Below are 15,496 nucleotides of genomic sequence, written 5' to 3' on the forward strand. Positions count from 1 at the left end.
GAAGACGTTAGATGACGGAATGTCGATAGGACGTTTCCGAATGTAAGGGATTTGGTGCGCACAGAAGCCGGTAGGACCGGCTTTAGCCGGGAGGGCAGTATGTGTGGCGAAGGATATTTAGCGAGTGTCCCGGCCTCTTCCCGGCTAACGCCAGCCCTACCGATTGCTTAAATCCTGTGGGAGCGAATTTATTCGCGAAAGCGGTGTGCCAGACACCGATATTTTTCAGGTTTGGCCCTTCGCGAATGAATTCGCTCCCACATGGAATTCCATTTCAATCCAGGTAGTTGCGCGCTGGTTCCTCCAGAGGCTGCGACCCTATGCCGCTTCACGACTAAAGTCGCTCCTACTCCCCCGAACCTTCATGCGAGACTAGTCAGCTTGTCATTGAGGCTCTGAATGTCTATGTCGCTGTCCAGCGGGCTGATTGCAGCCGTCGCCCTGGCTTATATGGCCATCATGTTTGCCATCGCCTTTTACGGCGACCGGCGCAGCACCTCGCTGCCTCCCCGGTTGCGGGCGTGGGTGTACAGCCTGTCGCTGGCGGTTTACTGCACCAGCTGGACGTTCTTTGGTGCGGTAGGCCAGGCCGCAGAGCAGTTGTGGTCGTTCCTGCCGATCTACCTCGGCCCTGTGGTGCTGATGCTGCTGGCACCCTGGGTGTTGCAGAAGATGGTCCTGATCAGCAAGCAGGAGAACATTACTTCTATTGCCGACTTCATCGCCGCCCGCTACGGAAAGTCGCAGTCCCTGGCGGTGGTCGTTGCGCTGATCTGCCTGGTTGGCGTGCTGCCCTATATCGCCTTGCAGCTCAAAGGCATTGTGCTCGGCGTGAACATCCTGATTGGCGCAGTTGCCGATGCCACCGGCACCCGCGCGCAGGACACCGCACTGATCGTATCGCTGGTGCTCGCGCTGTTCACGATCGTCTTTGGCACGCGTAATCTGGACGTCACCGAGCACCACCGCGGCATGGTCATGGCCATAGCCTTTGAGGCGCTGGTCAAACTGTTCGCGTTCATGGCGGTGGGCGCGTTCGTGACGTACGGCCTGTACGACGGCTTCGATGATCTGTTCAATCAAGCCCTGATTGCGCCACGGCTTGAAGAATACTGGAAAGAAACCATCAACTGGCCGTCCATGGTGGTTCAGACCGGCGTGGCGATGATGGCGATTGTCTGCCTGCCGCGACAGTTTCACGTCACTGTCGTGGAAAATATCGACCCGCAGGATTTGCGTCTGGCCAAGTGGGTGTTCCCGGCCTATCTGGTGCTGGCAGCGTTGTTCGTGGTGCCAATCGCACTCGCCGGGCAAATGCTCCTGCCTGACTCGGTACTGCCTGACTCATTCGTGATCAGCCTGCCATTGGCGACCACACATCCGTCGCTGGCCTTGCTGGCCTTTATCGGCGGCGCCTCGGCGGCCACCGGCATGGTGATTGTCGCCAGCGTGGCGCTGTCGACGATGATCTCCAACGACATGTTGCTGCCTTGGCTGCTGAGCCGCAAAACCGCCGAGCGTCCATTCGAAGCCTTCCGCCACTGGATGCTGTCGGTACGCCGGGTCAGCATCGTGGTCATTCTGTTACTGGCGTATGTCTGCTATCGGCTGCTCGGCTCGACAGCCAGTCTGGCGACTATTGGCCAGATAGCCTTCGCAGCCATTACTCAGCTTTCGCCCGCCATGTTCGGCGCACTGTGGTGGAAACAAGCCAACCGCCGCGGGGTTTTCGCCGGGCTGGGCGCAGGGATTTTCCTTTGGTTCTACACACTGGTCTTGCCGATCTCCGCTGAAAGCCTCGGCTGGTCGCTGGAAAGCTTCCCGCTGCTGGCCTGGCTGCACGGCAATCCGTTGGGGCTGCCGATTACGCCCCTGACTCAAGGCGTGGTGCTCTCGCTGGCGGGTAACTTCATTCTGTTCGGCTGGGTCTCGGTGATCTCAAAAACACGGGTTTCGGAGCACTGGCAGGCTGGCCGCTTCATCGGTCAGGACGCCAGCGTCAGCAGCGGCAACCGGCCGCTGCTGGCTGTACAGGTCGAAGACTTGCTGAACCTCTCCGCCCGGTTTGTCGGTGAGGAACGCGCCCGCCAGAGCTTCATTCGCTTTGCCTACCGACAAGGCAAAGGCTTCAACCCCAACCAGAACGCCAATGGCGACTGGATTGCCCATACCGAACGCTTGCTGGCCGGTGTGCTGGGCGCGTCATCGACCCGGGCCGTGGTGAAAGCAGCCATCGAAGGCCGCGACATGCAGCTCGAAGACGTGGTGCGCATCGCCGACGAAGCCTCCGAAGTACTGCAGTTCAACCGTGCTCTGTTGCAAGGCGCCATCGAGAACATCACGCAAGGCATCAGCGTGGTCGACCAGTCTCTGAAACTGGTGGCGTGGAACCACCGCTATCTGGAGCTGTTCAACTACCCCGAGGGGCTGATCAGCATTGGCCGGCCGATTGCCGACATCATTCGCTACAACGCTGAACGTGGCTTGCTTGGCCCCGGTGAGGCGGAAGTCCACGTGGCCCGACGCCTGCACTGGATGCGTCAAGGCCGCGCCCACACCTCAGAGCGCATGTTCCCCAATGGCCGGGTCATCGAGCTGATCGGCAACCCGATGCCAGGTGGCGGCTTTGTCATGAGCTTCACTGACATTACCGCCTTCCGCGATGCCGAATATGCGCTCAAGGGTGCCAACGAAAGCCTTGAGCAGCGGGTTGCCGAGCGGACCCACGAACTGTCGCAATTAAACCTGGCACTGACCGAAGCCAAGGGCACCGCAGAAACCGCCAACCAGTCGAAAACCCGCTTCCTTGCAGCGGTCAGCCATGACTTGATGCAGCCGCTGAATGCCGCACGATTGTTTTCTGCAGCGCTTTCACATCAAGACGACGGCATGTCGGCTGACGCTCGGCAACTGGTGCAACACCTGGACAGTTCGCTACGTTCGGCCGAAGACTTGATCAGCGACCTGCTGGATATTTCCCGCCTGGAAAACGGCAAGATCACGCCGGATCGCCAACCGTTCGCCCTCAATACGCTGTTCGACACCCTGGGCGCGGAGTTCAAGGCACTGGCGCAAGAACAAGGCCTGACGTTTCGGGTACGCGGCACCGCACTGCGGGTCGACAGCGATGCCAAGTTGCTGCGGCGCATCCTGCAGAACTTCCTGACCAATGCTTTCCGGTATGGCAAGGGCCCGGTATTACTGGGGGTGCGCCGCCGGGGCACCTATCTTAGCCTTGAAGTATGGGACCGTGGCCCCGGTATTCCTGAAGATAAACAGCGGGTGATTTTCGAGGAATTCAAACGCCTGGACAGCCACCAGACCCGCGCCGAAAAAGGTCTGGGTCTGGGCCTCGCCATCGCTGACGGGTTGTGTCGTGTGCTGGGCCACACCTTGCAAGTACGTTCATGGGCAGGCAAAGGCAGCGTGTTCAGTGTCTGCGTGCCATTGGCCCAGCATCAGACGGTCCCCGTCAGCGTGGCTGCGGACGCTAACCGCACGGCGCTGACCGGTACGCAGGTGCTGTGTATCGACAATGAAGACAGCATTCTGATCGGCATGAACAGCCTGCTGACTCGTTGGGGTTGCCAGGTATGGACCGCTCGCAGCCGCGAGGAATGTCAGGCGCTGCTGGATGAAGGCGTACGCCCGCAACTGGCGTTGGTGGATTACCACCTGGATGACGGCGAAACCGGCACCGAGCTGATGGCCTGGCTGCGCACCCGTCTCGGCAAGCCGGTCCCGGGTGTCGTGATCAGCGCCGACGGCCGCCCGGAACTGATTGCTCAAGTGCACGCAGCCGGGCTGGACTACCTGCCCAAACCCGTCAAGCCCGCGGCGTTGCGGGCACTGTTGAGTCGGCATGTAATGTTGGGCTAAACAGGCGTTTGCTGAAGCGAGGCGACCTCCAATATTGGTGGGCGTCCAGTGTCACTGACACAGCGCTGTAGCGCAGCAAACGAGCGACCTGTAGCCAATTCATTCGCGAAGACGATATTCATGACGACAGAGATTCGGTGGGTGCACTGGCCTCTTCGCGAATAAATTCGCTCCTACTGGTCAGGGTGAAGTTCACGACTCCCTCCGGCAACTCACCCAACGCTTCAAACAAATGCGCATCAGCCAGCAGCAAGCAGATGCCGCTGTCTTCGATCATGTAATGCAAACGGTCCTGCGGATACTCCGGATCCAGCGCCACATAAGCGCCGCCCGCCTTGAGAATCGCCTGCAAACCGATGACCATTTCGTGAGAACGCTCAAAGGCCAGATCGACTATGTCATCCTCCCGCTGCATGGGTGCCTGGCCGGTAGCCGGGACTGTCATCAATGAGAACGGATGGGCGTGAAAAATAATTTGTAACACGAGGGACGCTGATCGTCAGGCAGGACAAGACCTGCGACGCCGACTGCTGAGAAAAGCATACCGACAGATATACTTCTCATTTGACAATCATTATCATCAAGCCTAATTTGTTGCCCGGTGTGTAGGGGGCTTCCCTACGAAAGCTTCATCTGCCCAACTGCTGCAAGGTGATTTCCATGCCGGAACAACTATCCACAAGTACGTGCGATTCACCGCTTCTTCAGGCGTTCGTCGAGAACCGCCTGATTCTGGTCAAGATTGCAGCCCGAATCACCGGTTGCCGATCACGGGCCGAAGATGTCGTACAGGACGCTTTTTTTCGATTGCAGTCCGCGCCACAAATTACGTCGTCAATCAAAGCCCAGCTCAGTTACCTGTTCCAGATCGTGCGCAACCTGGCGATCGATCACTACCGCAAACAGGCGCTTGAGCAGAAGTACTCGGGCACTGAGGAAGAGGGACTCAATGTGGTTGTCCACGGCGCGTCCCCTGAAACCTCGCACATCAATTTCACGACGCTGGAAACCATCGCCGATGCCCTGACCGAATTGCCTAGCCGCACGCGCTACGCATTCGAAATGTATCGCCTGCACGGCGTCCCGCAGAAAGACATTGCCAAGGAGCTAGGTGTCTCGCCGACACTGGTGAACTTCATGATTCGCGATGCCTTGGTGCATTGCCGCAAGGTCTCTCTCCAGGAAGCGCGCGCCGTACGTCGCTGAACGTGATCGACACTGCGCCTGTAGGAGCTGCCGAAGGCTGCGAAGCTTTTTTGCCCCAATCGCAGCCTTCGGCAGCTCCTACAGAATCCTGCCTGTTAAAGCCACTCGCACCGTTCAAAAAAAACCTGTCGGTCCAGGGTCATCAACGCCGCCCGCTTGTGCGGAAAATCGAATTCCTTTTCTTTCTCAAAGCCCTGTTTTTGCATGTAAGCAATCATCTTCGCGTTGTCGGCGCGCGGCTCTGAAACCAGCCGTTGAGTGCGCTCATCATCGAGAAAAAGGTAATGCACCAGCGCTGATAACCAGCTGGCGACCTTGTGCGGACCACGGTGCTGTTCTTCGCCCACCAACATGTGGATGCCACGGTCGTAATCTCCTGGATTGCAGAACGGTGCAATCCGGTCTTCGAGCGCCCAATAGGCCTCAAAGTAGGCAAATGGCTCGTCATCGAAGGACCCGATCAACGTCAGCGTATGGGGATCGGTGGCCTGCTTCTGCAGATACTCTCGATGTTGTTCCAGTGTTCCGCCCTCCTGCCAAAACTGCAGAACACGTGGATTGTTTTGCCAACGATTGAAACGCTCAAGGTCCTGATCAACATTCAGCGCGCGCAGGGAAATCGAGGCGCCGAGGCGGGCATCGAAACGTCGATAGACTTCGCCTGATGGCTTGGCCGGGCGAATCAACGGCATAGCCGTCGCGGGTAATGACTGAGGCATGTTTTGGGCTCACGAAAAAGGGCTGATTCAATGAGAAAACGTGCTCAGGGCGGGAAAATTTAAGGCGGGGTTCAATCAAGCAACGCGCAACCATCCGAGTTCACCCCTGACTTGTGAGACCGGATTTATCCGGCAAGAGGCCGGTACATTCGCTACATCTTTCTCGCCTGAAATGCCGCCTTCCCGGCTGAAGCCGATCCCACGCACTGTGTTTGCCGCGCGACCGCCGAGGAAATTTACGCTCCGCCTTGCCTTCATCCATGTGAAAATGTCGACCAACATTTAAAGGTCACAGCGTGAGGAGAGTTGCATGCGGTACGCGCAAGATCACAAGGCCCAGACCCACGAACGCATCCTTCATGAAGCATCGGCACGCTTTCGACGTGACGGCATCGGCGCGACAGGTCTGCAGCCACTGATGAAAGCCCTGGGCCTGACCCATGGCGGCTTTTATGCGCACTTCAAATCCAAGGATGATTTGGTGGAAAAGGCGCTGCGCTGCGCGGCAGACGAAGCCAACGACCACACCAGCAAGGCATTTGCAGAAGATAACGGCCTGGCTGCCTTCATCAAAATGTACCTCTCGGAAACGCATCGCAATGCTCCCGAAAAAGGCTGCCCGATCCCGACCATGAGCTCAGAGCTGGGCCAGCGCGGGGAAGCCAGTCCGATCACCGATGAGCTGATCGAGTCGCGCCTGGCGTCCTTGCAAAGCTTTCTGGGCGGACCGGATGCCGACGCGCAAAGCGTGGTGATGCTGTCGACCTTGGTCGGTGCGCTGATGCTGTCACGCAGCACACAGGATCCGGCGCTATCGCAGCGGATCCTGCACACTACCCGAGACTGGCTAACGCGGCAGGCGAGCGAATCCTGATCAGTCCTGCCAGCGTCTGAACACTACACTGGCGTTGACTCCGCCGAAGCCAAAGCCGTTCGACAAGGCATACTCGATATTCATGGCGCGCGCTGCGCCATGGACAATATCAATACCCGCAGCCGCGTCATCGGGATTGTCGAAGTTGAGGGTCGCCGGGGCCATCTGATCGCGAATAGCCAAAGCGGTGAAGATGGCCTCTATCCCGCCCGCAGCCCCCAACAAATGCCCGGTCGCCGATTTGGTCGACGTCACCGCGATGGATTTTTGATCACCAAACAGCGCCTTGATCGCAGCCATCTCCCCTTTGTCACCGACCGGTGTGGAAGTGGCATGGGCGTTAAGGTGCTGGATTTGCCCAGGCTCAATGCCTGCCTGGCGAATCGCCGCGCCCATGGCTCGCTGAGCCCCGCTACCGTCCTCGGGCCCTGCCGTCAGGTGATACGCATCCGCGCTGGTGCCATACCCGACGAGCTCGACAATCGGCTTCGCTCCCCGAGCCAATGCATGGTCCAGAGACTCAATCACCAGTATTCCAGCGCCCTCGCCCATCACAAAACCGTCGCGATCCCGGTCGAAGGGCCGAGAAGCTCGCTCGGGCGTTTCATTGAAGCCACTGGACAAAGCCCGTGCCGCCGCAAAGCCTCCCAGGCTGACCCGGTCGATAGCCGCCTCCGCGCCACCGCAGATGGCAATGTCCGCCTCACCACAACGAATCAGCCTTGCAGCATCGCCAATCGCTTGCACACCAGCAGCGCAGGCCGTCACCGGTGCGCCCAGCGGCCCCTTGAAGCCATGCTGGATAGACACATGCCCGGCCGCCAGGTTGACCAGAAACGAAGGAATCGTGAATGGCGACAACCGCCGTGGTCCACGGCTGTCAGTGGTGCGTACCGCATCGGCAATCGCCCCGAAGCCACCGATACCCGAACCAATAATCGTCGCGGTACGCTCCTGGGCCTCTTCACTCTTGGCTACCCAACCTGCCTGTTCAATCGCTTCTTTCGCAGCAGCAAGCGCGAACAGGATGAAGCGGTCCATCTTCTTTTGCTCCTTCGCGGGCACTGCACTGTCGGCATCAAAGCCCGCCTCGGAATCATCAACCAACAACGGCACCCGACCGCCCACTTTGCCGGGCAAGTCAGCGACCGTATCCTCGCCCAACCGGACAATACCCGAGCGCCCGGCCAGCAAACGCTTCCAGACCGCTTCGACGCCAGTACCCAAGGGCGTCACCAGCCCCATTCCCGTCACGACGATTCGTGGACCACTCATAGGTTTTGTGCCTCTGTCTTGATGCTGATCAATGTGCAGAAATCCAGGCCCGCAAGGCAGCTGCGCTGCCGTTATCAAGGCCGATGATCGTATATTACAGCCATAATTTAAATCATTGTATGTCGGTCGACATTCTAAATGTCAAGCGTGATGGGCTTTGGGCTAGCTGCAGCAGGAACGCAAGGGGAAGAGGTTGAAATCGCAGAAAAAGAAAGGCCGGTCATGGACCGGCCTGATCAGGAGGGATTAGCGAACGTTACTCGACTGCGAGTCTGTCCCGGTTTTTATCCAAGAGGGCTTTGCCAATCCCTTTGACTTCAATCAACTCATCCACCGAGGTGAACTCGCCACTGGCTTCTCGATAAGCAACAATTGCCTCCGCCTTACCTTTTCCTATTCCATTCAGCTGTTTCTGCAAAGTATCGACATCGGCGGTGTTGATGTTGACCTTATTCGTCATCTGCTCCTGCATAACCACCGCCCCCACTGGGGCATTGGCGGCGGGCGTGACAGGGGCAGCAATTACAGCAACCGAAGTACTTGCTAACAAACCAAACAGCAGTGAGGAAAGTAAAGTTTTGCGCATCTGGAATACTCCGTAACGTTTGATTGAATGCGACATTCCGTGTGTCACCATTAAAACTTAGTTCAGAGTGAAGAGCTGTCAAACAGCTTAAGCGTATCTTGCTATTACTTTAACGGAGCGAGCGATCACAACATCTTCCGAGCGAAGATAATTATTTCAAATTTATACGACAAACAGAGTACCGTTAACAATCCTTCTGAAACTTCTCACCCCACAATAAGCGCTTTTATTACCGACAAACTCTACGAATCCATCTTTGGCAGGTTAAAACTCTGCGAATCAAGGTAACCCTGGTTAACGAGCTCGCAGAAATCAGGTAATTGCAACAACTATCAAGGACAATGCTCGGCATTATAGCGTCACAAAGAATGACAGTGGAGCTTGGCTTTTAATGCCATTGGCCAACAACTATCCGCTGCCATTCATGCCAGCATTTATCTAGCCAGCAACGCATCCACTCACTGATCGGCCATTTTCTCCAAATGAATCCAGTCAACGATTTCACCCTCTGGCGTATAGCCGACCACCAAATCCGTCAGCACTTGCCGCACACGGTGGTAATCGTCGTCGCCGACGGCATCCAGCAGAGCCTCGAGCTTGTTCTTCAGGCTGTCCCAGGACAGGTAATCCTCGTGGGCGCTCATGATCATCGGATGACGGGTGGGAACCACGTTGTCGCCTATCAGCAACTCCTCATATAACTTTTCACCGGGACGCAATCCGGTGAACTCGATAGCAATGTCTCCCTGAGGATTGCGCTCGGAGCGGATACTCAGGCCGGACAAATTGATCATCCGCTCTGCCAGTTCAATGATCTTTACCGGAGCGCCCATATCAAGAACAAAAACATCGCCGCCTTGCCCCATTGAACCCGCCTGAATAACCAGCTGGGCAGCTTCAGGGATGGTCATGAAGTAACGGGTGATATTGGGGTGAGTCACGGTTAGTGGGCCGCCACTCTTGATCTGTTTGTGAAACAAAGGGATAACGGAGCCCGACGAACCCAGCACATTGCCAAAGCGGACCATCGTGAATCGGGTTTTGTTTACCTGAGAGACATTGCTGCTGCCCCTAAACAATACAGGGGCCACTTCACGGCTCAAGGCTTGCAGAACCATCTCGGCCAGGCGCTTGGTGCTCCCCATGATATTGGTAGGGCGAACAGCCTTGTCCGTCGAAATCAGGACAAAGTTAGCGACACCCACCTGCAGGGCTGCCTGTGCAGTGTGCAAAGTACCCATTACATTGTTAAGGACGCCTTCTGCGCTGTTGTGCTCAACCATCGGCACATGTTTATAAGCGGCAGCGTGGTACACCGTATCGACGTTCCAGGTTCGCATCACATCGACCATTTTTTCGAAATAGCGCACCGAGCCCAGTATCGGAAGCAACTGAACTTTTAATGAACTGTGCTGGATTTGCTGCTCGAGTTCACCAAGTATGTTGTAGAGGTTGAATTCACTGTGCTCAAACAACAGCAGCCTTGCAGGTTTAAGCAGCAGGATCTGCCGACACAATTCGGAACCGATTGAACCGCCGGCCCCTGTAACCATAACCGTTTTACCGGTAATGCAGCGCTCCAGTAAATCGTCCTGTGCGGGAACCGAGTCTCGCCCGAGCAAGTCGGCGATGTCGACCTCCTGAATGTCATCGACTTTGACGCGACCGCTCGCAAGGTCCATGAACCCTGGCACGCTGCGCACGTGCAGTGGATAACCTTCAAGATACTCAAGAATTTCCCGACGACGCGCACGAGTTGCCGAGGGCACAGCCAAGAGTATTTCTTCCGCGCCAGTGACATCGATCATTTGCTGGATATGCTTAGGCTTGTATACCTGCAGGCCTGCAATTGTGCGCTTGTTGATGGTGTCATCGTCATCTATAAAAGCAACCGGCCGCATCAAGCGACCAAGTCGCAGGGCCGCAACCAGTTGATTGCCCGCGGAGCCCGCGCCGTAAATCGCAACTTTAGGCAACCCGTCACTGCGCGAAGTGAAGGGCACATGCTGGGAAGCCGTAAACCAATCCCCCAGAAAGTATTGGCGCATGAGCAGCCGCAGGCCACCAATCATGACCATGCACAGCCACCAATAATTGAAAACAATGGAGCGAGGAACAACAACCTTGTGGTTGCTGTACCAGTACACCACCAATGCCAACAAGAGCGCTGAAAGGCTGACAGCTTTGCCGATAGCGATGAGTGCATCATTGCCGAAGAAGCGCATGACGGCGCGGTACATGCCGAAACGGATGAAGATCGGAATCGTCAGTATGGGTGCAGTCGCGAACAGCCACAAATGCGTAGTAATGGGCTTATAAGCAGCATCGAAGCCAAGCCTGACAACGAAAGCCAACGCCAGCGCGAGCCAGATCAGTACGATGTCCGCACCGACTTGCACTATTCGCTTGTTCTTGCGTGACAGCCCCAGCATCAGCGATCGTAAATTCATCATTTCCTTCTACTTCCCATCTGACTCCATGTCGCATTGTACGGACTTCATGGCGCTAAGCTTGTTTGAAAAACGACCTGTCTCGCAATTTTGTTACAACTGCGAGTTGAATTATTCGGCAGTGCCCGCCTTGTACTTGAATGCCAGGATAACCAGTGGGGCATAGGCGATGATCAACACAGTTGCTCCGTCGAGCTTCCACACACCTGCAACCAATGCCAAAGGCAGTAGCCACAACAGGTTGATTAACCCGACGGCACGGGTGACTGGCAAGTGGCGACCGAAGCGACGGGAGGCAAATTGATACGCGTGGGAACGATGTGCCTCATAGACCTTTTCACGACGGATCAATCGACGCATCAACGTGACGGTAGCATCGACAATAAACACACCCAGCAGAATCAGCCAACTCCAAAGCAGTGAAGGGTCTGTCCAGGCGGCTACCAATGAAAGCAAAGCCAGAATGACTCCCAGAAAACCGCTGCCTGCATCGCCCATGAAAATACGCGCAGGCGGAAAATTCCAGACCAGAAATCCTGCGACCGCTGCCGCCAGCAGCAACGGCAGAGCGATCAACCCGGTGTGGCCAGAGAGCAAATAAACCAGGCATGCGCCGAGGCACACGCTGATCGCTTCTACACTGGCAATACCGTCGATACCGTCCATGAAGTTGTAGAGGTTGAGCATCCAGACCAGATAAAAAAGGGTGAGAATCTGTACTGCCCAGCCTGGATCGAACGTGCCGCCGAACAATACGAATGGCGGCAACCCGCCCAGCCAATACAAACCCCAGATTGCCGCGCCGAAGTGACCGAGCAAACGCCAACGTGCGGCAATATGTCCGTGGTCATCAAGAAAACCTAGAATCGCAACGACCAGCCCCGCCCCCCCTAACGCAAGAAACACTGACCCGAGCTGCGGGTTATCAACTGCGACTATTGCCAGCGCAAACAAGAAACTGAGTACGATGGCCACGCCGCCTCCCCTCGGGGTTGGCAAGCTATGCGAGCTGCGGGCGTTGGGAATGTCCATTAGACTGCGCGCCAGCGCATAACGACGCAGCACCCAGGTGAGCACAAATGCCAACACCAAAATGGCAGGTACCCACCACACGTTCATATCCATCAAGCCTAAATACCTTTTGAAGCCATTCGTAAGGTTCCTTGTTCAGGAACGATTGCTGAGCCACTGTCGAGCACTGTCACGCAATGCTTCTCTGGTTGAGACCTCAGGCTGCCAGCCAAGCAACGCACGGGCCTTCCCAGCGTCAACCTGAAGCGAGCCAACGAGTTGCTGACCCAAAGCGTCTCTGCCCAGAGCACTCAGCAACCAGCGCAACGCTTTTGCAGGCACAGGCAAAAGCCTCGCTTTATGATCCATGCCTTGCGCCAACAGCCCAACCAACTGCGCGGTGGAAACGTCTTCGCCATCGGCGATAACAAAAGTTTCATTGGCAGCCGCAGGGTGCCTCATACACAGCTCCAGAAAACTCACCAGATTCTGTAGAGCAATCATGCTTCTCACATTGTTGACTCTGCCGAGCGGCAACGGCACTCGCCTTGATACCAAACCTAGAAGACGGCCGAAGTTACCCGGCGCATCACCGGCGTACACCAAAGGAGGCCTGACGACGACCCACTCCATAGGCTGCCCGGCCAGCAACTCACGCAAGCCCTGCTCCGCTTCTAGTTTCGAGCGTGCATAAGCCTGCTGCGGTTGCGGCGTGGAGAGTTCGCTAAAGGGTTGTCCTGATATCGTTTCAGCGCCATTGGCACCTATCGAACTGATGAGCACAAAACGCCGGACCCCCATTTCGAGTGCTTGACGGGCCAGCGCAAGAGTTCCATCGACGTTGACCTGGCGAAACGCGGTAAGGGGGTCAGCTCCTTGCTCATGTAACACATGTGCCCTGCCTGCGGCATGGACAACGACATCACAGCCTCGTAACGCTTCAGACCAGTCAGTGGCACGATGCATCTCACCCACCTGGACCCAATCGCCCGATACCAGCGAGGGATTACGAGAGGTGCCACGAACGGCCACCCCTTGATCTGTCAAGCGATCAAACAAGGCTCGACCAATGAAACCCGATGCACCTGTTATCAGGCACCGGCCCATCGCTTCATCAGACGTCATAATAATCCCGGTACCACTTAACGAACCGCAGTATACCTTCCTGTACTGAAACCGAAGGCTGGTAGCCAATATCAGCCTTTAGGCCACTGACGTCCGCATAAGTATGCTCTACGTCGCCCGGTTGCAGAGGCAACAACTCTTTGACGGTCTTCTTGCCAAGTGCCTGCTCAATAAGCTCGACGTAATCCAGCAGCTCTACCGGCTGACTGTTACCGATGTTGTATAGCTTCCAGGGAGCACGGCTAGTGGCTGGGTCAGGAGACAAACCTGACCAATCGGGATTGCCAATCGAGACGTGGTCCAGAACCCGAACCACGCCTTCAACGATATCGTCGATGTAGGTGAAATCCCTACGATGTTTGCCGTGGTTGAAAATCTTGAGCGGCTCGCCCGCCAGAATCGCCTTGGTGAACAGGATAGGCGACATATCTGGCCTGCCCCATGGTCCATATACGGTGAAAAACCGCAGTCCGGTCGTCGGTAGCGAATACAGATGGCTGTAAGTGTGTGCCATCAATTCATTGGCTTTTTTTGTGGCGGCATAGAGCGAGACCGGATGGTCGACGTTATCGCACTCTTTGAAAGGTATGGTTTCGTTTGCGCCATAGACAGAACTCGAGGACGCATACACCAAGTGCTCGATCTTCTGCTGGCGACAACCTTCAAGCACATTCACAAAGCCTACAAGATTGCTGTCAACGTAGGCGTGCGGGTTTTCCAGAGAGTACCGGACCCCTGCCTGCGCGGCGAGATGGACTACACGATTGAATCCACCGCTCTCGAACAATGCCTTCATGGCATCACGGTCCGCGATGTCCTGTTTATGGAACACAAATCGCTCATGGCCCAGCAGTTGGTCGAGCCGCGCCTGTTTCAGCGAAACATCGTAGTAGTCATTCAGGTTATCAACACCCACGACCTCATCACCGCGCGCCAATAGATGGCGGCACACATGAAATCCGATAAAACCCGCGCTGCCCGTCACCAACACTTTCATAAAATGCTAAATCCGTTATACCGTCTGGATCGAGTCGGCACGGCCGACTGCGTAGTACATCAAGCCCGCGGCCTTAACAGCTTTGGGGTTATACATATTGCGACCATCGACGACCACAGGGCTGGCCAGTTTCTCTCTCAGCCAGTCGAAATCCACGGTTCGGAATTGCTTCCACTCCGTGCAAATCACTAACGCATCTGCTCCCTGCAGCACATCCTCGCGGCTATCGCCCAGTACCAGATCTGCACGTTCACCGTAGATACGCCTGGTTTCCTCTTGAGCCTCTGGGTCAAACGCCTGTACTTTGGCACCTGAACGCCACAGAGCCTCCATCAACGTACGACTAGGCGCAGCACGCATATCGTCGGTATTGGGTTTAAACGCCAGCCCCCACACAGCAATGGTTTTACCTGCCAACTGACCATCAAAAGCTCGCTCCAGCTTGTCGAAGAGCACGTCTTTCTGGCGGTTGTTCACTGACTCAACGGCCTTTAACAATTCAGCGTCATAACCAAATTGTGCTGCCGTATGAGCCAACGCCTGGACATCCTTCGGAAAGCAGGAACCGCCATAGCCGCACCCTGGGTAAATAAAGTGGAAACCGATACGGGGGTCGGATCCTATACCAAGACGGACCTGTTCGATGTCAGCTCCTAGCCGCTCTGCTATGTGGGAAATTTCGTTCATAAAGCTGATCTTGGTCGCAAGAATCGCGTTGGCGGCGTATTTGGTCAGCTCAGCCGAACGTACATCCATAAAAATCATCTTGTCGTGGTTACGGGTATACGGCCCATAACACTCAGCCAGTCGCTCACGAACATGAGCAGAATCGGTGCCTACGACAATACGCGCGCCCTTTGTGAAATCCTCGATAGCGGCGCCTTCTTTGAGAAACTCAGGGTTGGAACACACATCGAACGGCAGCTCCATACCTCGTTCAGCCAGCACGCCAGCAATTGTGGCATGCACTTTATCTGCAGTACCCACGGGCACGGTGGACTTGTCGACGACAATTTTGCGATCAGTCATGTGCGTCGCAATCGTCTTAGCCACGGCAAGCACATATCGAAGGTCAGCGGAGCCGTCCTCATCCGGCGGAGTGCCTACCGCAATGAACTGCAACTCGCCAAACGTGACGCCCTCAACCGCATCGGTGGTGAACTGCAATGTGCCATTGGCGTAATTCTGTTTGACCAGCGCTTCAAGGCCAGATTCGAAAATCGGCATAACGCCCTGCTTGAGCCCTTCGATTTTGGCGTGGTCGACATCGACACACATCACCTGATGACCGACGTCAGCAAGACAGGCACCTGTCACGAGGCCAACATAGCCCGTGCCAAAAACGGTAATTTTCATCTACGAATCCTTGGAGCA

General features: G+C 56.1%; 10 protein-coding genes and 2 pseudogenes. 3 read left to right on the forward strand and 9 right to left on the reverse strand.

Annotated elements, in window-relative coordinates:
* The first annotated feature begins 405 nt into the window (after positions 1-405).
* The gene (locus EE949_RS19595; RefSeq protein WP_122666124.1) at positions 406-3,879 is read left to right on the forward strand and encodes a PAS domain-containing hybrid sensor histidine kinase/response regulator; all 3,474 of its coding nucleotides are present in this window, start codon (positions 406-408) and stop codon (positions 3,877-3,879) included.
* A 195-nt stretch (positions 3,880-4,074) separates the two neighbouring features.
* On the opposite strand, the pseudogene EE949_RS30305 reads toward EE949_RS19595, so the two are convergent.
* Positions 4,075-4,273 (reverse strand): annotated as a pseudogene (locus EE949_RS30305) (AMP-binding protein); the annotation flags it as partial.
* 266 nt (positions 4,274-4,539) lie between these two features.
* Between EE949_RS30305 and EE949_RS19605 the strand changes: the two are divergent.
* Positions 4,540-5,085: an RNA polymerase factor sigma-70 gene (locus tag EE949_RS19605; protein WP_122665801.1), complete on the forward strand. Its 546-nt coding sequence runs from the start codon at positions 4,540-4,542 to the stop codon at positions 5,083-5,085.
* Between the two features lie 95 nt (positions 5,086-5,180).
* Here EE949_RS19605 and EE949_RS19610 read toward each other — a convergent pair.
* Positions 5,181-5,765, reverse strand: a pseudogene (locus EE949_RS19610) (GNAT family N-acetyltransferase); the annotation flags it as partial.
* A gap of 349 nt (positions 5,766-6,114) precedes the next feature.
* On the opposite strand from EE949_RS19610, the gene EE949_RS19615 reads away from it, so the two are divergent.
* Positions 6,115-6,678 carry a TetR/AcrR family transcriptional regulator gene (locus EE949_RS19615; protein WP_122665803.1) on the forward strand — a complete coding sequence of 188 codons (564 nt, stop codon included), beginning with the start codon at positions 6,115-6,117 and terminating at the stop codon, positions 6,676-6,678.
* Here the strand turns inward: EE949_RS19615 and fabF are convergent, their stop codons facing one another.
* From fabF to EE949_RS19650, 7 genes are all read right to left on the reverse strand, one after another.
* Positions 6,679-7,953, reverse strand: coding sequence for a beta-ketoacyl-ACP synthase II (gene fabF / locus EE949_RS19620; RefSeq protein WP_122665804.1), 1,275 nt, complete (start codon positions 7,951-7,953; stop codon positions 6,679-6,681).
* Positions 7,954-8,209: 256 nt separating this feature from the next.
* Positions 8,210-8,539, reverse strand: a complete 330-nt coding sequence (locus EE949_RS19625; RefSeq protein ID WP_122665805.1) for a ComEA family DNA-binding protein — start codon at positions 8,537-8,539, stop codon at positions 8,210-8,212.
* A 458-nt stretch (positions 8,540-8,997) separates the two neighbouring features.
* Positions 8,998-10,992, reverse strand: a complete 1,995-nt coding sequence (locus EE949_RS19630) for a polysaccharide biosynthesis protein (RefSeq protein WP_122665806.1) — start codon at positions 10,990-10,992, stop codon at positions 8,998-9,000.
* A gap of 108 nt (positions 10,993-11,100) precedes the next feature.
* The gene (locus tag EE949_RS19635) at positions 11,101-12,108 is read right to left on the reverse strand and encodes an MraY family glycosyltransferase (protein WP_122666125.1); all 1,008 of its coding nucleotides are present in this window, start codon (positions 12,106-12,108) and stop codon (positions 11,101-11,103) included.
* A gap of 48 nt (positions 12,109-12,156) precedes the next feature.
* Positions 12,157-13,125: an NAD-dependent epimerase/dehydratase family protein gene (locus EE949_RS19640; RefSeq protein WP_346010057.1), complete on the reverse strand. Its 969-nt coding sequence runs from the start codon at positions 13,123-13,125 to the stop codon at positions 12,157-12,159.
* Entirely contained in the window at positions 13,115-14,122 is a 1,008-nt protein-coding gene (locus tag EE949_RS19645; protein WP_122665807.1) for an NAD-dependent epimerase, read from the reverse strand. Before EE949_RS19645 ends, EE949_RS19640 begins: the two co-directional genes overlap by 11 nt.
* Positions 14,123-14,137: 15 nt before the next feature.
* A complete protein-coding gene (locus tag EE949_RS19650; RefSeq protein ID WP_122665808.1) occupies positions 14,138-15,478 on the reverse strand; it encodes a UDP-glucose dehydrogenase family protein in 1,341 nt (446 codons plus the stop codon).
* Positions 15,479-15,496 lie beyond the last annotated feature (18 nt).

This window comes from Pseudomonas viridiflava (assembly GCF_900602065.1).
Lineage (GTDB): Bacteria > Pseudomonadota > Gammaproteobacteria > Pseudomonadales > Pseudomonadaceae > Aquipseudomonas.